The organism is Nonomuraea sp. NPDC003214 (genome assembly GCF_053590035.1).
This window is the reverse complement of record NZ_JBSFSX010000002.1, coordinates 630,173-649,448: the sequence shown is the minus strand read 5'-3', so window position 1 is coordinate 649,448 and position 19,276 is coordinate 630,173. Positions and strand designations below refer to the sequence as shown.

Genomic DNA, 19,276 nt, shown 5'->3' with positions numbered 1-19,276 from the left:
GGGGGGTTGCCTTTCCCGTGGGGAGACGGCGGCCCCTATCCCTTGACGGCTCCGAGCATGACGCCCGAGACGAAGTAGCGCTGCACGAAGGGATAGACGGCCAGGATGGGGAGGACGGTGAGCACGATGGTCACCGACTGGATGTTGGCGGCGGCCTGCGTCAGCTCCCCGGCCACGGCGCCGGCGTTCTCCACGCCCGTGGCTCCGGCGATGAGGTTGCGCAGGTAGACCGTCACGGGGAACAGCTCCGACTCGTTCATGTAGAGGAACGCCGCGAACCACGAGTTCCAGAACGAGACCGCGTAGAAGAGCACCATCGTGGCCACCACCGCCTTCGACAGCGGCAGCGTGATCCGCCACAGGATGCCGTAGGTGTTGAGCCCGTCGATGGCGGCCGCCTCCTCCAGGTCGTTCGGCAGGCTCTCGAAGAACGCCTTCATCACCAGCAGGTTGAAGACGCTGATCGCGTTGGGCAGCGCGATGGCCCACACGGAGTTGCGCAGGCCGAGGCTGGTGACCAGGACGTAGTTCGGGATCAGGCCGCCGGAGAAGATCATGGTGAAGACGGCGATCCAGATGAGCGCCGTGCGGCCCTTGAGGTGCTTCTTCGACAGCACGTAGGCGTAACAGGTGGTCAGCACGATCGCGACCAGCGTGGCGACGACCGTGTAGTACACGGTGTTGCCGTAGTTGCGCCAGAACATCGGGTCGGAGGCGACGATCTCGTACGTGGTCAGGTTGAAGCCGCGCGGGATCAGGTTCACCTCGCCCGCGCGGATGTACGTCTCCTCGCTGAACGAGCGGGCCAGGATGTTGAAGAACGGGTAGAGCGTGACGGCCACGACGCCGGTGAGGACGACGGCGTTGACCGCCTGGAAGACCCGGTAGCCCCGGCTCGTGCCGACTGTCACCACAGGCTCGTCCCTACTGTGCGGCGGGAGATCACGTTCGCCGACACGACCAGCACCAGGCCGATGAGCGCCTCGAACAGGCCGATGGCGGCGGCGTAGCTGAAGTTGCTGGACAGCACGCCCATCCGGAACAGGTACGTGGAGATCACGTCGGCGGTGGGGTACGTCAGCGGGTTGTAGAGCAGCAGGATCTTCTCGAAGCCCACGGCCAGGAACGTGCCGAGGTTGAGGATCATCAGGGTGACCGCGGTGGGCCGGATGCCCGGCAGCGTCACGTGCCAGATCTGCCGCCACCGGCCGGCGCCGTCCATCCGGGCGGCCTCGTACAGCTGCTCGTCGATGGTGGTCAGGGCGGCGAGGTAGAGGATGGTCCCCCAGCCGACGGTCTGCCACACCTCGGACGAGACGTAGATCGTCCGGAACCACTCGGGCTGCTGCAGGAACGTGACGGGCTCCTCGCCGAGCGACTTGAGCACCTGGTTGATCGGGCCGTCGACGGCCGTCATCTGCATGACGAGCGCGGCCACGATGACGACCGACAGGAAGTGCGGCAGGTAGGACACCGACTGCAGGAACCGCTTGAGCCTGCGGGTGCGGATCTCGTTCAGCAGCAGCGCCAGCACGATCGGCAGCGGGAAGCAGAACAGCAGCGTCAGCCCGCCGAGCACGAGCGTGTTGGTGAACACCGTCCAGAACGTCGGGTCGGACAGGAACATGTTGACGTAGCGGAGGCCGACCCACTCCTCGCCGAAGAGGTTGCCGCCGGGCTGGAACTTGCGGAAGGCGATGACGTTGCCGAGCATCGGCGCGTAGCGGAAGATCAGGAAGAACAGCAGCGGCAGGATCGCCAGCGTGTAGAGCTGCCAGTCGCGGCGCAGCGCCCGGCGCCAGGTGCGGTCCTGGGGTTTCACGACCGCTCCTCGGGCGCGATCCGCGTCACCGGCCGCAGCTTCCGGTCGTGTCCCACCTCGCGTTCCCGGCCGTCGAGGCGCAGCGGCAGCGCCGCCACCAGGTCGCCGGCCGAGCGCCCGAACCGCAGCTCGACGTCGCCGGGCTCGACGACGCGGCGGCCGCGCACGCCGGTGAACGCGGTGAGGTCCGCCGGGACGGTGAACGTCACCACCGCGCCGTCGCCCGGTTCCAGCGGCACCCGGGCGAAGCCGAGCAGGCGGACCACCGGCCTGGTCGTCTGGGCGACGGGGTCGTGCAGGTAGAGCTGGACGACCTCGGCGCCCGGCCGCTCCCCCGTGTTGCGCACGGTGATCTCGACCGTCGCCTCGCCGTCCACGGGCCAGACGTCCGGCCCGATCACCCGCGCCCCGCTCCACTCGAACGCGCTGTAGCCGAGCCCGTGCCCGAACGGGAACGCCGGCGTCGGGTCGACCGACGACACCTCGCTGCGGCGGCCGAGCGGTGGCGACAGGTACGTGGCGGGCAGCCCGCCGTCGTCGCGCGGGACGCTGACCGGCAGCCGGCCGGACGGGTTCACCGCGCCGGTGAGCACCTCGGCCAGCGCCTGGCCGCCGAGCTGGCCGGGGAAGAAGCCGCAGACGACGGCCGCGGCGGCGTCCGTCCCGGGGCCGAGCGCGTACGGGCGGCCGGCGAGCAGCACCAGGACCACGGGGGTGCCGGTGGCGAGCACCGCGCGCACCAGCTCGGGCTGCACGCCGGGCAGGCGGAGGTCGGCGGCGTCGCAGCCCTCGCCTGAGGTGCCGCGCCCGAACAGCCCGGCCCGGTCGCCGACGGCGAGCACGCACACGTCGGCGGCCTCGGCGGCGGCGACCGCCGCCGCGATGCCGGAGGTGTCGTCGCCGCTGACGTCACAGCCCCGCGCGTACGCGACGCCGGGGACGAGGGCGTCGAGCGCCTGGCGCAGCGACGGGACCTCCAGCCCGAGCCCGTGCTCCGGGTGGCCGCCGACGTGCAGGGGGAAGGAGTAGCAGCCGAGCATCGCCATCGGGTCGTCGGCCACCGGCCCGACCAGCGCGACCCGCGCGCCGGGGGCCAGCGGGAGGACGCCGCCGCTGTTGCGGAGCAGCACGACCGCCTGGCGGGCCAGGCGCAGCGCGATGTCGCGGCCCCGGTCGTCGTCCAGGCGCAGGTTCTCGACGTCGTCCGGCAGGGGCCGCCAGTCCGGGTCGAGCAGGCCGAGCTCGGCCTTCTGCGCCAGCACTCGGCGCAGCGCCCGGTCGATCAGCGCCTCGCTCACCGTGCCCGCCTTGACCGCGTCGATCAGTGGGGCGCCGAACGTGTCGACGGTGGGCAGCTCGACGTCGATCCCGGCGCGCAGGGCCAGCCCGGCGGCCTGTCCCCCGTCGGCGGCCACACCGTGCAGCTTCTGCAGGAACCGGACCGCGAAGTAGTCGGCGACGACCGTGCCGGTGAAGCCCCAGGCGTCGCGGAGCAGGCCGGTGAGCAGGCTCTCGTCGGCGGCCACGGGGAGGCCGTCGATCTCGGAGTAGGAGTTCATCACCGAGCGGGGGCCGCCCAGGCGCAGCGCCATCTCGAACGGCGGCAGCACCACGTCGGCCAGCTCGCGCGGCCCCATCGGCACGGGGGCCAGGTTGCGCCCGCCCCGGGAGGAGGCGTACCCGGCGAAGTGCTTGAGCGTGGCGACGATCCCGGCGCCCTCCAGGCCGCGCACGTAGGCGGCGCCGAGCGTGCCGACGAGGTAGGGGTCCTCGCCGATCGTCTCCTCGGTGCGGCCCCAGCGGTAGTCCCTGGTCACGTCCACCACCGGGGCCAGGCCCTGGTGGACGCCGGCGGCGCGCAGGGAGCGGCCGATGTGCCCGGCCATCTCCTCGATCAGCGCCGGGTCGAAGCTCGCGCCCCAGCTCAGCGGGGCGGGGTAGACGGTCGCGCGCCAGGCGGCGAAGCCGGTCAGGCACTCCTCGTGCACCTGGGCGGGGATGCCGAACCGGCCGGCGGCCACGATCTCGGCCTGGGAGGCGGCCAGCGAGCGGGCGCCGGCGACCGGGTCGACCGGGGCGGTGCCGAACGGGCGGGTGAGCTGGCCCAGGCCGTGGGCGATGACCTCGCTCCACTCGACGCCCGCCATGTCCTCCTGATGCGGGGCGACGCCGCCGCCCGACGCGTCGGCGCCCACCCACACCCCGGCGAGCTGGGCGACCTTCTCCTCCAGCGTCATGAGCGGGATCAGCGCCTCGGCGCGTTCCGCGGGGGACAGCCGGGGATCACGCCAGGGCAGGGGGTCGGTGTCGGTGGGCATGCCATCCCTTCGGCCGACGGAATGCGAAACTTTCGAGAGGATTCCGTTAATTGCGGCAACCTAAGGGCCTCGTCGTGACGTGTCAAGAGTTGCGTCATCTGCCGTTATGCGTAGAGTTCGGGGCTGTCAGGCCGAAAGTTGCGAGCCCTGGCGGCCGGGGTTGCCCGAAAGTTTCCGAAAAAATAAGATGCCGGGCGATGACCACTCCCCGCTCCGCGACGATCGCCACCGTGGCCGGTGAGGTCGGCGTCTCCGTGACGACGGTCTCCAAGGTCCTCAACGGCCATCCCGACGTCGCGCCCGAGACCCGGGCCCGCGTCGAGGCGAGCCTCGCCCGCCACCAGTACCGGCGCCGGACCCGGCGCCGGCCGTTCGGCTCGGGCCAGCTCGACCTGGTCTTCCACGAGCTCGACTCGGCCTGGGCCGTCGAGATCATCCGCGGGGTCGAGGCCGTGGCCGCCACGGCGAAGGTCGAGGTGGTGCTGTCCCAGCTCGGCGGCAAGCACCGGCCGCCCGCCGAATGGCTCAACGCCGTGCTCGCCCGCCGGCCGCTCGGCGTGGTGTTCGTGCTGTCCGGGCCCACCCCGGCCCAGCAGGAACGGCTCCAGCGGCAGGGCATCCCGGTGGTCGTCGTCGACACCGACAGCGCGACCGCCGCCTCCGTGCCGACGGTGGGCTCCAACAACTGGGACGGCGGCCTGCTCGCCACCCGCCACCTGCTGGAGCTCGGCCACGAGCGCATCGCGATCGTCTCCGGCCCCGAGGACGTGCTGTGCAGCCGGGCGCGCGTGGCCGGGTTCCGCTCGGCGCACGAGGAGGCCGGACTGGAGGCCGACCCCGAGCTGGTCCGCTACGGCAACTTCTACATCGACGCCGGCTACGAGCACGGTATGGAGCTGCTGTCCCGCCAGGACCGCCCGACCGCGATCTTCGCCGGGGCCGACATGCAGGCGCTCGGCGTCCTGCGCGCGGCCCGGCGGCTCGGGCTCGACGTCCCCCGGGAGCTGTCGGTGATCGGGTACGACAACCTGCCGATGTCCGAATGGATCGATCCGCCGCTGACCACCGTCAACCAGCCGTTGCGCGACATGTCGGGGATGGCCGCCCAGATGCTGCTCGACCTGGCGCGCGGCGCGGAGCTCGCCAGCAGCCGCATCGACCTGGTCAACGAGCTCGTCGTCCGCGCCAGCACCGCCCCGCCGCCGGCGCGATCTACTCCAGGCGGGCCCGCTTCGGGAGCAGGAAGCCCAGGCAGAACGTGACGGCCGTGGCCCCGGCGGCCACCAGCGTCACCCGGGCCGCCGCCTCGGCGAAGCCCGCCGCCCCGGCCGCGGAGAAGAACACGGTGCCGAGCACCGCCACCCCCAGCGACGCGCCGACCTGCTGGAAGGCCGAAAGCATGCCGGACCCCGAGCCGACCTCGTGGTCGCGCAGCCCGCCGACGATGATGTCGAACAGCGGCACGAAGATCATTCCCATGCCGATCCCGTACACGACCAGGGGCCCGGTCAGGTCCCAGCCGTCGAGCGCGACGCCGATGCCGGTGAAGACCGCGTACAGCCAGCCGAGGCCGGTGGTCATCAGGGCGAGGCCGAGGTGCAGGATGCGGCGGCCGAGCCGGTTCATCAGCGCGCCGCCGAAGGCGGAGCCGAGGAAGGCGCCCACCGCCCAGCCGGACATGGCCAGGCTGGCGTCCAGCGGCGAGTAGCGGAGCCCCACCTGCAGGAACAGCGCCACCACGAGCGAGAACCCGGTGATCGAGCCGAAGAAGGCGACCACGAACGCGACCCCGGAGGCGTAGGAGCGCCGGGCGAAGACGCCGAGGTCGACCAGCGGCGCGCGGCCCCGGCGGCGGAGCTGGTGCAGGACGAACAGGGCGAGCGTGGGCGCCGAGGCGGCCAGCAGGACGAGCGTCCAGGCCGGCCAGCCGAGCTCGTGGCCCTGGACGAGCGGCACGACGAGCATGGTCAGCCCCGCCCCCGCCAGCAGCGCGCCGGTGGTGTCGAGCCGGGCGCCCCGGGCGGTGGGCGGCACGGCGGGCAGCACCTTCCAGCCCACGGCCAGCGCGAACGCGCCCAGCGGCACGTTGATCAGGAACACCGACCGCCAGCCGCCCGCCTCGACGAGCAGCCCGGACACGATGGGCCCGAGGATGGTGGCCAGCCCGATCACCGGCCCGAGCAGGGCGAACGCCTTGCCGGTCCGCTCGCCGAACAGGTCGCGGATGAGGCCGAACGACTGCGGCACCATGAGCGCGCCGAACAGCCCCTGCAGCACCCGGGCGGCGATCATCGTCGCGGGCGAGAACGCCAGCCCGCAGGCCAGGGAGGCGACGACGAACCCGGTCACCCCGACCATCATCATCCGCTTGCGTCCGTACATGTCGCCGAGCCGCCCGCCGGTGAGCAGCCCGACGGCCATGGCGAGCGTGTAGCCGGCGACGATCCACTGCATGGTGGCGGCCGAGCCGCCCAGCTCGGCGCGGATGGCGGGGGCGGCCACGTTGCCGACGGTGCCGTCGAGCAGGTTGAGCAGGTCGGCCGCGAGGATCGCGAACAGCCCGGTCCAGCGCCGGGGCGGTGCGACGGCGACGGGCGCGGGGGGAGCGAGGACGGTCATGTGCTCAGCCCTTCGATTGGAACGGAACGCTACATTCCCATAATAGCAGAACGGAACGATCGGTTCCACAACAACAAGGCCCCCGGTACGCGACCGGGGGCCTTGGCGGTGAAGCGGGACGCCTATCGGCGGCTGGACCAGAGCGGCTTGTTGTCCTGCGAGTAGACGATGACCCGGCCGTCGTTGCTCACCGACAGCCACGCGCCCGGGTTGCCCGCCGTCGGGCTCGTCCACAGGGCCTTGTCGTCACGGCCGACGACCACCCAGTTGCCCTCCCGCTGCATGATCGAGCGGGCGCCCGGGTGACCGGCCGTCGGCGTCGTCCACAGGCTCCGCGTGCCGTCGTACAGCACCGCGTTGCCCTCGTCCTGCTGGATCAGCTTGTAGCGGCCGTTGGCCGACTGCACCCACTGCCCCGGCCGCAGCACGTGGCCCGACGGCAGCTTGCCGAAGTACGTGTGCGACGACCACAGCGGCGTGTTCTCCCGCGAGTAGATCACCAGGTTGCCGCTCTGCGCGGGCAGCTTCAGGTACGCGCCCGGGTTCCCGGCCGTGGGCGTGGACCACAGCGGCTTGTTCCCGGCGTCGTAGATGACGAGGTTCCCCTCCTTCTGCATGGTGGTGCGCGCACCCCGGTTGCCGGACGTGGGCGAGCTCCACAGCGCCCTGGTGCCGTCGTAGAACACCAGGTTGCCCTCACGCTGCTGGACCAGCTTGAACCGGCCGCCGCCCGACGTGAGCGACTGCCCGGGCAGCAGCCACTCCCCCGCGCCCAGCCGGTCCTTCGCGGCCACCGCGGTCTCGGCGGTCACGGCCGCCGCCGGCTGCGCGGCCGCCGCCGTGGTGAACTGCGCCGCGACCAGCAACGAACCCGCCGCGACGACCGCCGCCCCCGCGACCGCCTTCTTGAAAGCCTTCACTGCTTCCTTCCCCGATCATGTAGGCGAAACAACGGGTGGAAACCCTGGCAGGCTGGCTTGGCGTTTCGTTGGCGTCGCAGCTCCTAGCCGTTCCTTAGCCCGCCCTTAGCGGCCCCCGCCATGCTGTGGTGGATGGATCTCCTGGAGTTTCGCCTGCTCGGGTCCATCGACGCCTGGAACGGGGGACAGAGGCTGGAGCTGGGGCCGCGCAAACGGCGGTACGTGCTCGCCGCGCTGCTGCTGACGCCCGGCACGCCCGTGGCCGTGGACCGGCTGATCGGCGCCGTATGGGACGGCAGCCCGCCCGACAGCGCCCGCGTCACCGTGCAGGGCCACGTCTACCGGCTGCGCAAACTGCTCGGCGACGAGCTGCTGGAGACGACGCCGACCGGCTACGTGCTGCGCGTCGAACCCGAACGGGTCGACGCGCTGCGGTTCCGCCGGCTCGTGGCCGAGGCCGCCCAGGCCGGCGACCGGCGCGGCGCCGACCTGCTCGACGAGGCGCTGTCGCTGTGGCGCGGCCCCGCCCTCGGCGAACCGGGGCTGGCCGCCGCCATCGACCTGGAGGAAGCCAGGCTGGCCGCCGTCGAGGACCTGGCCCGGCGCCGCCTGCGGCTCGGCGAGCCCGAACGGGTGGTGGCCGCGCTCCGCACCGCCGTCGCCGCCGGTCCCCACCGGGAACGGCTGGTGGCCCTCCTCATGACCGCCTTCTACCGCCTGGGCCGCCAGGCCGAAGCCCTCGACCTCTACGAACGCACCCGCACCGGCCTCGCCGCCGACCTCGGCGTCGACCGGGCCCCGAACTCCGCTCCACCTTCGAAGCCGTCCTCCAACGCACCCTCTGACACCCGACCCCAAGACAGGGAGACACCCGCCCTCCCAGCGGGAACGCCCCACGGCGGGGGCACTCCGCCTGCCGAGCGGGAGCCCGGAGGCGGGAGCCGCGCCCCCCACCCCAGTGGAGCTCCCCGAGAGGAAGGCGCGCCGCCCTCCTCGGGGAAGCGGGGTGCCCTCCCCTCCGGCGGGGTGCCGGCCTGTCGGGGCAGGCGCGGCGTCTTCCCAGGGTGGGGGCCGTCCGTCAGGGCGGGGTGGTGGCCGTCAGGGCGGGGTGGCAGGGCGGGGTGGTGGGACCTGGGTCAGGGGGTCATCCCCAGGTCGAGGCCGCCGCTCTCCAGGGCGGGGGCGTCGTCCCTCGGGTCGGTGGTGGGGTGGAGCCAGGGAGGGCGGGCGCCGAGGGCGCGGAGGCGGGTGCGGGCGCGGCGGCCAGGGGGGCCGCCTCGTCGGGGCGGCCGTCGCGGACGAGGCAGGCGGCCGCCGCCAGCATGGCGTCGGCCTCGTCGAGCCGGTGGCCGAGCTCCCGGTGCAGCTCGGCGGCCCGCAGCGCGTCTCCGGCCGCCCCCTCCGGGAGGCGGGCCGACAACGTGAGCGCCTGCCCTTCCAGCCGCCGCAGCCCGTGCGCGCGGGCGAGCGCGAGCGCCTCCGAGACGCGCCGACCGGCCTCCCCGGAGGTCCCCGCGCGCTGCCGCAGCGTCGCCAGCAGAAGGTGGGCGCGGGCCTTGGGGTACGGGTGCGCCCCCCGCTCGGCGTAGGAGGCGACCACCCGCTCCAGGAGCGCGCACCTGGCGTCGAGGTCCGCGGTCTCGTCCACCCAGGCCAGCGTGGACAGCGCCTCGTCGTGCTCGCCCGCGACCCCCCTGCCGCGCGTGGCCTCGACGGCCCGGCGCGCCTGCTCCACGGCGGCGCCGACCTCGCCGCGCAGATAGTGGGTCATGGCGAGGCTGCCGTAAGCCGCCGCCTCGCGGAAGCGCGAGCCGAACTCCGGCTCGCCGCCGAGCGCCACCCCGAACGCCTCCTCGGCCGCGCCCAGGTCGCCGAGCGCCAGGTGCACGTCCCCCAGGATCGCGTACGCGCGCCCGCGCCACGACCGGCTGCCGCCGAGCGCCAGGAACAGGTCGATGGCGCGCCGCTGCTGCTCCAGCGCCTCCCCGGCCCGTCCCTGCCACAGCAACGCGAGGGCGTGGTTCTCCAGGGTGGCGGCCAGTTTGGCCGACGGTTCGAGCTTCTCCCAGACGCGGATGACGCGCTCGTAGTGGCGGGTGCTGCCGGCGAGGTCGCCGCGGCTGGTGCCCGCCGTGGCCAGGTTGGTCAGTGTCATGAGCACGCCGGGCGTCCAGCCGATGTCCTCGTAGTGGGCCGAGGCGCGCTCGTAGTGGGCGATGGCGGCGTGCGGGTCGTTGAGCACGAGCCGGGCGTTGCCCAGCGTGTGGTGCATGCTGCCCTGCCCGGCGGTGTCGCCGGCCTGTTCGGCGGCGCGCAGCCCGGCGCGGGCCAGGGAGACGATCACCTCCAGGTGGACGCGCCCGTTCATGAACGCACGCAGCACCTCGATCAGCCGCCACAGCATCCGGTGCGCGCCGAGCTGGATCGCCTGGTCGAGGACGGCCAGCAGGTTGTGCTGTTCGGCGTCCAGCCAGGCGCGGGCCCGGGAGGGGTCGTCGAGCGGCTCGGCGTCGAGCGGCGGGTCGGCGGCGGTGAGCGGCAGCAGCTCGTTGGCGGGCGCCAGGAGGGCGGCGGCGGCCCGCGCCGTGTGCAGGTAGTAGGCGTGCAGGCGGGTGCGGCCGGGCTCGTCGTCCGGCTGCCGCCGCTCGCGCGCGTACAGGTGGATCAGGTCGTGCAGGCGGAAGCGGCCGGGCGCGTGCTCCTCGATGAGGTGGGCTGAGGCGAGCGCGCCCAGCAGGCGCGCGGCCGTGGCGGCGTCGGCGCCGGCGAGCCGGGACGCGGTGGCCACGGTGAAGTCGCAGCCCGGCGCCAGCCCGAACCGGCGGAACAGCAGCGCGGCGCCGGGGGCGAGCGAGGCGTACGAGCGGCCGAAGGCGGTGGCGACGGCCGCCTGCGGGTCGCCTTCGACGCTGAGCGTGCGCCACCGGTCGGCGCGCAGCTCCGCGGTGTAGCTCTCGACGCCGAGGCCGGGCCGGGCGGCGAGGTTGGCGCCCGCGATGCGCAGGGCGAGCGGCAGGTGGCCGCAGAGCCCGGCCATCTCGGCGACCGCCCCGGGCTCGGCGCCGATCCGGTCGGGCCCGGCCACGTCGGCGAGCAGGTCGCGGGCCTCGACGGGGGTGAGCGTGCCGAGCGTCAGGCTGCGGGCGCCCTCCAGGGCGACCAGGCCGCGCAGGCTGTCGCGGCTGGTGACGATCACGGCGCAGCCGGTGCCGCCCGGCAGCAGGGGGCGCACCTGGCCGGCGTTCGCGGCGTTGTCGAGGACGACGAGCAGCCGCCGGCCTGCCGTGAGCGAGCGGTAGAGGTCGGCCTGTTCGGTCGCGCCCGCTGGGACCGAGCCGACGCCGAGCGCCCGCAGGCAGCGGGTGAGCGCGCGTTCGGGCGGCACCGGGTCGCCCTGGCCGTAGCCGTTGAGGTCGACGTGGAGCTGCCCGTCGGGGAACTCGGCCGCCAGCCGGTGCCCGGCCCGCACGGCCAGCGCCGACTTCCCGGCCCCGGCGGCCCCGGTGACGAGCACGATCTGGCGCTCGCGGAGCAGCGCGCAGAGCCGGTCGAGCTCGGCCCGGCGGCCGGCGAACCCGGCGGTCTCCATGGGGAGCTGCCTCGGCACCACCCGCCCGCCCGCCGGAGCGGGCGAACCGGACGCGGGCGAAGTGGACGCGGACAGGCTGGACGCGGACGAGCCGGACGCGGGCGAGCCAAGCACGGGCGGCCCTGGCGCGCGCGAACCGGGCGCCGTCGTCTGCGGGTGGCCGGTCGTCAGCACCACGCGCCCGGCCGACGGCGGCGGGGCGCCGGACAGGATGCTCGCGTGCAGGTCGCGCAGGCGGGGCCCGGGGTCCACGCCGAGCTCGTCCGCGAACAGCCGCCGGACCTCCCGGAACAGCTCCAGCGCCTCCGGCGCGCGCCCGCCGTGCCACAGCGCGACCATGGCCAGCTCGTGCGGCCGTTCGCGGAACGGCTGCTCGTGCCGCAGCTCTCGCAGCACGACCGGCACCTCGTGGTGGCGGCCCAGCTCGGCCAGCGCGGCGGCGTACTCCTCCAGCAGCGCCCACCGCTCCTCCAGCAGCGGCCCGCGCACCCGCTGGTCGACCCAGACGCCGCCGATGCCCTGGAGCGGCTGGCCGCGCCACTCGTCCAGGGCCCGTGACCAGGCGCGGGCGGCGTCGGCGGGCCGGGCGGCGGCGCGCCCTTCGGCGGCCAGGCGGCGGAACCGGCCGAGGTCGACCCGGTCGGCGGGCACGGCCAGCGCGTAGCCGGCCGCGCCGCTGTCGATCAGGTCACCGGCGGCCTTGCGGAGCTGGGACACGTGCCCCTGCACGATGGTCTTGGCGGTCTTGGGCGGTTCGTCGTCCCACAGGGCCTCGCTCAGCCGCTCCACGGACACGTAGCCGCCGAGGTGCGCGGCGAGCAGCCCGGCGACGCACCTCTGCTGGGCTCCCCCCAGCGGCACCCCCGAACCGCCGCCGTCCCGCACCTCCACCGGGCCGAGCACGCGGATGTCCACAACGTCCGAGCATAATCACGCGGGCGAACCGGGCGAGTTGATCAGGCGGGCGCCTTCATCAGCTCGCGTGAGACCTCGCCGAGGACGCCGCCGACGCCCCGGTCCAGGGCGGCCTTGGCGTGGCGGACGGCGTCCAGCGTGTTGCCCGCGGCGCTGGGCGAGTCCTCGACGCTCATGCGCACCTCGACCTCCAGCGGCGACCCGCCGAACCCCTCGCCTTCGAGGCGGATGTAGGCGACCTTGCGGTCCTCCAGGAACGGGATGTAATTGGCGCCGACGTGGGTGGCGGTGCCCGCGCCCGCGACCTTGGTGGCCCGCTTGGCCTGCATGCTCGCGGGGTCGAGCAGGTTGAGGAAGTCCATGTTGCCGCCGCCGAGCAGCTGGTAGCCGTCGCCGAGCCGTACTCCTCCCGAGGTGAGGGCGTCGACGAGCGCGCGGTGCACCAGCGTGGCGCCGAAGGAGCTCTTCAGGTCGTCGCCGACCAGCGGCAGCCCGGCGGCGGCGAACCGGGCGGCCCACTCGGGCGAGCGGGCGAGCACGGCGGGCATGCAGTTGACGTAGGCGCAGCCGGCCGCGAGGGCCGCCTCCGCGTACATCTCGCTCTCGCGCTGGGCGCCGGCCGGCAGGAAGCTGACCGCGACGTGGGCGCCGCGCAGCCGTTCCGCGGCCTCGTGCGGGGCGGCCACCTCGACGCCGAGGTGCGGCACGTCGGCGAACTTGCGCGCGTTGTTGGGCGCCGCCCAGATCGCCTCGGACAGGTCGAGGCCGATCTTGCCGGGGTCGGCGTCGAAGGCGGCCGTGAAGCGCACCTGGGAGACGGCGTAGCCGGCGCAGAGCGGGTTCTGCAGGCCGGGGGCGTCGCCGTCGCGGTAGTACTCCACCCCCTGGACGAGGGAGGACGCGCAGTTGCCCACGCCGATCAAGGCCACGTTCACAGTCGTCATGCGTGGATTTTCCCGTATCCGCAGGTTCGCGTGGCCCAGTCCACGGAAGGGCCTTTCACGTGACACGTATCGCGATCGTGGGCAGCGGATTCGGCGGCTTCGCCTGTGCCAGGCTCCTCGAACGGCGGCTGCGGCCGGGCGAGGCGGAGATCGTCCTCATCACGCCCAAGGACTACAGCCTCTACCTGCCCCTGCTGCCCCAGGTCGCGGCCGGGGTGCTGCAGCCGCGCTCGATCGTGGCGCCGCTGCACACCAAGCTGCGTCACGCCAAGCTGCTGCCGGGCGTCGCGATGGACGTGGATCTCGACTCCCGCACGTGCGAGGTGTTCAAGATCAGCGGCGAGACCGTGCGGGTGCCGTTCGACGTGATCGTGCTGGCTCCGGGCAGCAAGACGCGCACGTTCGACATCCCGGGCCTGTCCGAGCACGCGCGCGGCATGAAGACGCTGGCCGAGGCCGTCTACCTGCGCGACCAGGTGATCGCCCAGCTGGAGCTGGCGGCGATCGCCCACGACGCCGAGGAGCGGGCCTCGCGGTGCGGGTTCCTGGTGGTGGGCGGCGGCTACTCGGGCGTCGAGACGGCGGCGACGCTCCAGCTCGTCACCCGCAAGGCGCTGCACCGCTTCCCCGGCCTGGACCCGGGGCTGGTCCGCTGGACGCTGATCGACATCGCGCCCAAGCTGATGCCGGAGCTCGGCGAGCAGCTCGGCGCCGCCGCGATGCGGCTGCTGCGGCATCGCGGCATCGACGTGCGGCTGGGCGTCACGGTGGAGCGGCTGACGGGCGAGTCGGCCGCGCTCACCGACGGCACCACGCTGCCCACGCGGACGGTCGTCTGGACCGCCGGGGTGACGCCGAGGCCGGTGGTGGCGAGCCTGGGCACCGAGACGGTCAAGGGACGGCTGGTGGTCGGCACCGACCTGGTGGTGCCGGGGCACGGCGGCGTGTTCGGGCTGGGCGACGCGGCGGCGGTGCCGGACCTGACCAGCGCCTCCGGCCTGCCCTGCGCCCCGACGGCGCAGCACGCACACCGGCAGGCGGCGACGGCCGCGTACAACGTGGTGGCGGCGCTGCGCGGGCGGCCACTGCGCGAGTACCGGCACCACGACATCGGCTTCGTCGTGGACCTCGGCGGCGCGGACGCGGTGGCCAGGCCGTTCGGGATCGACCTGGCGGGCCCGCCCGCGCAGCTCGTGACGCGCGGCTATCACCTGCTGACGGCGCCCACCGGCCGTTCCAAGCTGCGCATCGGCGGCGACTGGCTGCTGAACGCGATCACCGGCGACGACCTGATCAGGCTCGACTTCCTCCAGGACACGCCGGGCACGCTCGACGACCTGGAGCACATGCCGATCAGGCGGGGCCAGAGCCGGGAGCGGGCAGGGGCACCCCCACGGTGATCTCGTTGCCGAGCTTGTGCTCGCCGAGCAGCCCGAGGTCGTCGCCGCTCCAGAACCGGCCCGGGTCGTACCAGTTGGGGCGCCGGCCCGCGGGCAGCAACCCCATCTCCTCGTACGTGACGGCCACGACCTCGGCGCAGTAGGCGCGCTCCAGCGTGTGCTCGCGCTCGCGGCGGCGCAGCTTGGGCACCCGGCCGCGCAGCCAGCGCCCGGCCAGCCGGGCCGTCGAGGGGAACGGCGTGCCGTCGAGCCTGGCGACCGCGCGCAGCGCCGCGTCCTCCATCTCGCGGGTGGCCTGCGGTTCGAGCTGGCGCAGCCAGGCCCGCTGGCCGTAGCGGGCGGCCCAGACGGTGACGGCGTCGCGCAGGTCGTGCAGTTGCACGCCCCGGTGGTGGCCGCCGGCCCACAGGTCGGGCAGGGACCTGCCGAGCTCGGCGTGCCACATCATGGGCGGCAGGTCCTCGATGACGATCGCCATGCCCACGTGGTTGACCGGGCTGTTGGTCATCGTCTGGATGGCCCGGTCGGGCACCGAGCGCCCGCGGAAGACCCACAGGTCACCGGTCCTGGTCAGCTCAACGGCCTCGTCGAGAGTCAGCACACGGCTAGCCTAGGCACATGCGCTGGTGGAAGATACTCGGGCTGGCCGGGATGGCGGGAGTGGCCGCGACCGGGGTGGCGATCGCGCGGGCCGAGCGGCGGCGCCGCGCCTACACCCCGGAGGAGATCAGGCAGCGGCTGCGCGAGCGGGCCGGGGATCAGCCGGAGGGCCGCAGGTCGTAGACGAAGACGACGTCCGGGTAGGCCGGGTTGTCGTCGTAGCCCTGCACGCCGCCCAGGTAGGCGCGGCGGTAGTTGACCACCCACGGCATCGCCGCGGCGGCCTGGTCGTCGAGGACCTGCTTGGTGGCGCGGGCGAACATCCGCTGGGCGGTCGCCCTGTCGGTCACGGTGAGCTCGGGCAGCGAGTCGAGCAGCGCGTCGGTCGCCGGGTGGTTGAGGTAGGCCAGGTTGAAGACGGGCGGGTTCGCGCTGCGGAAGACGTTGCCGAACCAGGAGTAGCCGTCGGCGTAGTCGGGCCACCAGTACATGACGAGGATGTCCTGGCCGCGTTTCTTGCCCAGCTCCCACTGCTGGGTCCAGGGCAGGGCGCGCACCCGCAGCGTGATGCCGAGCCGGGCGAGCGTGGTGCGCAGGCTGCGGGCCAGCAGCCGCTGGTCGGTGTCGCCCTCGGTGTAGGTGAGCAGGAGCCGCAGCGGCCTGCCGCCCGGCCCGTAGCCGGCCTGGCGCAGCAGCCGGGCGGCGCCCGCGAGGTCCTGCCGCGGCGTCCGGCCGGGCACGTGGCCGACGAGTCCTTCGGGCACGACGCCGCTGGCGGGGGTGACCGCGCCGCGCAACGCCCTGACGACGCCCTCGTAGTCGACGGCCTTCTGGACGGCCCGCCGTACCCGCACGTCCTTCATGGGGCCGGTCGCGGTGTTGAAGAGCATCATCGCCGTCTGGAACGAGGGCCGCTCGACCGTGCGCAGGCCCGGCGTGCGCTCGGCCCGCGCGTACAGGCGCGGGGCGAGCCGGTGCACGAACGTCGCCTCACCGCGCGTCAGCAGCTGGAAGGCCCGTTCGGGCTCGGGCACCACGCGGAACTTGACCGAGCGGTAGTGCGGCCGGTCCCAGCCTCCCCAGTAGCGGTCGTACGACCTCAGCGTGAGCTCGTCCTCCTGGCCCCGCCGCCAGGAGGCCACCGTGTACGGCCCGGTCCCGGCGTCGCGGCCGGCGCCGAACCAGGCGGTCAGGTCGCCGGCCGCCTGGGTGTCGTAGACGTAGGCCGCGTAGGCGGAGGAGGCCACGACGTCCAGCGGGACCGGGTAGCGCAGCGAGAACGTGACCGTGGCCGGGTCGTCGGCCCGGATGGAGGCGACGGAGTCCCAGATGTAGTAGGCCCCGGCCTTGAGCTGCCGGGTGCGCTCGATCGACGCCTTGACCGCGGCGGCGTCCAGCGGCCTGCCGGTGTGGAACGTGACGCCCTGGCGCAGCGTGAACGTCCAGGTGCGGCCGTCGGCGGAGGAGCGCCACGAGGTGGCCAGGCGGGGGCCGGTCTTCTTGGTGACCGGGTTCCACAGGGTGAGGGTCTCGTAGATGTTCTGCATGGCGATGATCTCGTTGGAGTAGGACCGGGACGGGTCCCACTCCGTGATCACGCCGGTGTTCTCGACGTAGACGAACGCCGACTCTCCCGGTGACGCCTTCGGGACGGGCGCCTGAGCCGAGCAGGCCGCCAGTGTGATCACCAGCGCGGCGACCGCGGCGAGACGACGGCGCAACGCTTCTCCCTCTGTGACCGATCTACTGGCGAAACCTACTGCATGATCAACGCCAAGTGTCCAAAAGTGCCGAAAAATTGGGCATTCCGGAGATCGAATTGCTATTCTCATGGCTTGTCCCGTCCGGGGTTGCCAGCAGGGGACCGACCGGAGTGAGGTGTCATGGGTCGTAGCCGCACGATCCGCATGAAGATCATCGGCCTGCTGCTGGTTCCGCTCGCTTCGATGGTGGTGCTGTGGGGCGTCATCACCGTCGTCACCGCGGGCGAAAGCCTGGAGCTGCGCCAGTACACCACGCTCTGGACCAACCTGCGTCACCCCGCCTACAAGCTCGGCACCGAGTTGCAGCGCGAGCGCCTCGCCTCGGTGAAGCTGCTGCGCGCCGGGAGGGCGGCCGACCGTTCGGCCCTCACCCAGCAGCGCGTCCGCAGCGACAAGGCAAGGCAGCAATTCAGGATGCTCTCGGGCCGGTCCCGGGACACGTCGGAGGCGATCCGCAAGCAGGTGGACGCGGTGTACACCGAACTGGACGGGCTCGACGCCATCAGGGGCGAGATCGACACGGGCCTGGCCGACCGCCTGCGCGCGGTCGAGGCGTACAACGCGATCATGGACTCGCTCTTCGGGCTGCACCGCCGGGTGGGGTTCATCAAGGAGATCCCGATCTACGAGCAGGCGCGCGTGGTCATCGACCTCGGCTACGCCAAGGAGCTGCTCACCCGCGAGCAGGCCCTCGCCCTGGGCCCGACCACGCTCGCCGAGCGCCGGGTCTTCACCCAGATCGTCGGCAACCGGCGCTTCCTGCTCGACCACGCGCTCGGCGAGCTCGACCCGGCGCTGCGCGAGGCGCAGGTGTCCATCATCACCTCGCCCGACTACCAGCGGATGCGGCTGATGGAGGACCAGATCATCGCGGGCGGCTCGCCGCTCGGCTGGCTCGACACCACTGAAGGGCTGGCCAAGTCGTTCCAGGACGCCCAGCTCAAAGCCAGCATGGCGCTGTCGGCCCGGTCCGAGCCGGTGGCCGACTCGGTCCTCACCCGGGCGCTGCTGCTGGCCGGCACCGCGCTGCTGCTGATCGTCGTGTCGATCGCGTTCTCGCTGCGGATGGGCAACCGGCTCTCGCGCGAGCTGGGCACGCTGCGCGAGGCGGCGCTGGAGGTCGCCAGGGAGCGGCTGCCCGAGGTCGTGGCCAAACTGCGCAGAGGGGAGGCGGTGGAGGTGCCTGAGCTGTCGGTGACCAGCACCACCGTCGAGATCGACGACGTGGGCCAGGCGTTCTCCACCGTCCAGCAGACCGCCGTCGAGGCCGCTGTCGGCCAGGCGCAGCTCCGCGACGGCGTCGGCCACGTCTTCCGCAACCTGGCCAGGCGCAGCCAGGCGCTGCTGCACCGCCAGCGCATCCAGCTGGAGGGCATGCAGCACCGGGCGACCGACCCGGAGGCGCTGGACGACCTGTTCCGCCTGGACCACCTGACGACCCGCATGCGCCGCCACGCCGAGGGCCTGATCATCCTGTCGGGCGCCACCCCGGGCCGGGGCTGGAGCAAGCCCGTCCCGCTGCTCGACGTGGTCCGCGGCGCCACCGCCGAGGTGGAGGAGTACCCGAGGGTCGTCGTCGAGCCGATGCCCGGCCAGCGGCTGGCCGGGCCCGTGGTCGGTGACGTCATCCACCTGATCGCCGAGCTCATCGAGAACGCCACCGTCTACTCGCCGCCGCACACCTCGGTCGTGGTGCGCGGCGAGGTGGCCGCCCGAGGCTTCGCCGTGCACGTCGAGGACCGCGGGGTCGGCCTGACCCCCGAGGAGCTGGCCGACCTCAACGAACGGCTGGCCAGCCCGCCCGAGTTCGACCTGGCCGACAGCGAGCGGCTCGGTCTTTTCGTCGTTTCCCGCCTGGCCGCCAGGCATGACATCCGCGTGACGTTGCGCGGTTCACCATATGGAGGGACCACCGCCATCGTGCTGATCCCGGCAGAGCATGTGACCGATCCTCCCGACGAGCCGGAGGAGCCCACCCGGCAGCCGGCCCGTCCGATGCGGGTGGTGCAGGGTGACTGACGAGCGCTGGCTGGACGAGGACGCCGGTCCGATCGTCCCGGCCTACCTGCTGACCCGAGGCCGCACCGTGCCCGCGAGCGAGGCCATCGACCTCATCGCGGTCATCATCACCTCCGGCGGTCTCGCTCCGCCGTCCGGCCTGGGGCCCGAGCACCTGATCATCCTGCAGAAGTGCACCCGGCCGACCCGGCTGGTGGACGTCGCGGCCGAGCTGAACCTGCCCATCGGGGTGGTCCGGGTGCTGGTCGGCGACCTGCACGAGCAGCAGCTCGTCCAGGTCGAGTCGCCGCCTCCGGCGCCGGACGCCACGGTCCTCCTGGAGGTGATCACGGGCCTCAAGGCCCTGTGATCGCCTCCTCGCAGGCCC

The 19,276-nt window shown here is 73.3% G+C and carries 14 protein-coding genes and 1 pseudogene; 6 read left to right on the top strand and 9 right to left on the bottom strand.

The window, feature by feature from the left end:
* Positions 1 to 35: 35 nt before the first annotated feature.
* The 3 genes from ACWDXC_RS08040 to ACWDXC_RS08030 are packed head-to-tail and all read right to left on the bottom strand — an operon-like array spanning position 36 to position 4,140.
* Complete coding sequence (locus tag ACWDXC_RS08040) at positions 36 to 911, bottom strand: carbohydrate ABC transporter permease (protein ID WP_308126219.1); 876 nt, start codon at positions 909 to 911, stop codon at positions 36 to 38.
* Positions 908 to 1,822: an ABC transporter permease gene (locus tag ACWDXC_RS08035; protein ID WP_219518242.1), complete on the bottom strand. Its 915-nt coding sequence runs from the start codon at positions 1,820 to 1,822 to the stop codon at positions 908 to 910. The genes ACWDXC_RS08040 and ACWDXC_RS08035 overlap by 4 nt, the downstream gene beginning before the upstream one ends.
* Complete coding sequence (locus tag ACWDXC_RS08030; protein WP_449979337.1) at positions 1,819 to 4,140, bottom strand: beta-xylosidase/alpha-l-arabinosidase; 2,322 nt, start codon at positions 4,138 to 4,140, stop codon at positions 1,819 to 1,821. Before ACWDXC_RS08030 ends, ACWDXC_RS08035 begins: the two co-directional genes overlap by 4 nt.
* Before the next feature lie 197 nt (positions 4,141 to 4,337).
* Here ACWDXC_RS08030 and ACWDXC_RS08025 point away from each other — a divergent pair, with 197 nt between their 5' ends.
* Positions 4,338 to 5,402, top strand: coding sequence for a LacI family DNA-binding transcriptional regulator (locus tag ACWDXC_RS08025; RefSeq protein ID WP_449979335.1), 1,065 nt, complete (start codon positions 4,338 to 4,340; stop codon positions 5,400 to 5,402).
* Here ACWDXC_RS08025 and ACWDXC_RS08020 read toward each other — a convergent pair.
* Positions 5,353 to 6,759, bottom strand: a complete 1,407-nt coding sequence (locus ACWDXC_RS08020) for a DHA2 family efflux MFS transporter permease subunit (protein ID WP_449979332.1) — start codon at positions 6,757 to 6,759, stop codon at positions 5,353 to 5,355. The two genes, ACWDXC_RS08025 and ACWDXC_RS08020, sit on opposite strands and share 50 nt — an antisense overlap.
* A gap of 122 nt (positions 6,760 to 6,881) precedes the next feature.
* On the bottom strand, positions 6,882 to 7,679 hold the full coding sequence (locus tag ACWDXC_RS08015; protein WP_449979330.1) for a hypothetical protein: 798 nt from the start codon (positions 7,677 to 7,679) through the stop codon (positions 6,882 to 6,884).
* A gap of 120 nt (positions 7,680 to 7,799) precedes the next feature.
* On the opposite strand from ACWDXC_RS08015, the pseudogene ACWDXC_RS08010 reads away from it, so the two are divergent.
* Positions 7,800 to 8,420 (top strand): annotated as a pseudogene (locus ACWDXC_RS08010) (AfsR/SARP family transcriptional regulator); the annotation flags it as partial.
* Between the two features lie 403 nt (positions 8,421 to 8,823).
* Here the strand turns inward: ACWDXC_RS08010 and ACWDXC_RS08005 are convergent.
* Together ACWDXC_RS08005 and ACWDXC_RS08000 are read right to left on the bottom strand one after the other, a co-directional pair.
* Positions 8,824 to 12,183, bottom strand: coding sequence for an AfsR/SARP family transcriptional regulator (locus ACWDXC_RS08005; protein ID WP_449979328.1), 3,360 nt, complete (start codon positions 12,181 to 12,183; stop codon positions 8,824 to 8,826).
* Positions 12,184 to 12,224: 41 nt separating this feature from the next.
* Positions 12,225 to 13,127: an inositol-3-phosphate synthase gene (locus ACWDXC_RS08000; RefSeq protein ID WP_449979325.1), complete on the bottom strand. Its 903-nt coding sequence runs from the start codon at positions 13,125 to 13,127 to the stop codon at positions 12,225 to 12,227.
* A gap of 59 nt (positions 13,128 to 13,186) precedes the next feature.
* Between ACWDXC_RS08000 and ACWDXC_RS07995 the strand changes: the two genes are divergently transcribed.
* The gene (locus ACWDXC_RS07995) at positions 13,187 to 14,527 is read left to right on the top strand and encodes an NAD(P)/FAD-dependent oxidoreductase (protein ID WP_219510204.1); all 1,341 of its coding nucleotides are present in this window, start codon (positions 13,187 to 13,189) and stop codon (positions 14,525 to 14,527) included.
* Here the strand turns inward: ACWDXC_RS07995 and ACWDXC_RS07990 are convergent.
* Complete coding sequence (locus ACWDXC_RS07990; RefSeq protein ID WP_449979813.1) at positions 14,481 to 15,125, bottom strand: hypothetical protein; 645 nt, start codon at positions 15,123 to 15,125, stop codon at positions 14,481 to 14,483. The two genes, ACWDXC_RS07995 and ACWDXC_RS07990, sit on opposite strands and share 47 nt — an antisense overlap.
* A 20-nt stretch (positions 15,126 to 15,145) precedes the next feature.
* On the opposite strand from ACWDXC_RS07990, the gene ACWDXC_RS07985 reads away from it, so the two are divergent.
* Positions 15,146 to 15,310, top strand: coding sequence for a hypothetical protein (locus ACWDXC_RS07985; RefSeq protein ID WP_219510205.1), 165 nt, complete (start codon positions 15,146 to 15,148; stop codon positions 15,308 to 15,310).
* Here ACWDXC_RS07985 and ACWDXC_RS07980 read toward each other — a convergent pair.
* Positions 15,286 to 16,848, bottom strand: coding sequence for an ABC transporter substrate-binding protein (locus ACWDXC_RS07980; protein ID WP_449979322.1), 1,563 nt, complete (start codon positions 16,846 to 16,848; stop codon positions 15,286 to 15,288). The two genes, ACWDXC_RS07985 and ACWDXC_RS07980, sit on opposite strands and share 25 nt — an antisense overlap.
* 162 nt (positions 16,849 to 17,010) lie before the next feature.
* Here ACWDXC_RS07980 and ACWDXC_RS07975 point away from each other — a divergent pair, with 162 nt between their 5' ends.
* Both ACWDXC_RS07975 and ACWDXC_RS07970 read left to right on the top strand, forming a co-directional pair.
* The gene (locus tag ACWDXC_RS07975; protein ID WP_449979319.1) at positions 17,011 to 18,909 is read left to right on the top strand and encodes a sensor histidine kinase; all 1,899 of its coding nucleotides are present in this window, start codon (positions 17,011 to 17,013) and stop codon (positions 18,907 to 18,909) included.
* Entirely contained in the window at positions 18,902 to 19,258 is a 357-nt protein-coding gene (locus ACWDXC_RS07970; protein ID WP_219510209.1) for a DUF742 domain-containing protein, read from the top strand. Before ACWDXC_RS07975 ends, ACWDXC_RS07970 begins: the two co-directional genes overlap by 8 nt.
* Positions 19,259 to 19,276 lie beyond the last annotated feature (18 nt).